Annotated in this window: 1 pseudogene; it reads right to left on the bottom strand. The window is 69.9% G+C overall.

Annotated elements, in window-relative coordinates:
* Positions 1-207 (bottom strand): annotated as a pseudogene (locus ACR9ZK_RS22655) (hypothetical protein); the annotation flags it as partial.
* Between the last annotated feature and the right edge of the window lie 22 nt (positions 208-229).

Here is a 229-nt window from a genome sequence, read left to right as displayed (position 1 = left end):
CCCCCCCCCCCCCCCCCCCCCCCCCCCCCCCCTTCCCCCACCCCACCCCCCTCCTCCTAGATGTAGCTCCGTCTCGTGGGCTCGGAGATGTGTATAAGAGACAGGCTCCATGAAGAGCTCCTCGAGCGTCGGGGGGGCGCTGGTCAGGGCCGTGATCCCGTGGCTGCCGAGCAGCGACGCGCGACCGGCGTCCTGTCTCTTATACACATCTGACGCTGCCGACGACGGA

Source organism: Monashia sp. HAY1-5C (assembly GCF_056755255.1).
This window is presented reverse-complemented; position numbering and strand designations above follow the sequence as displayed.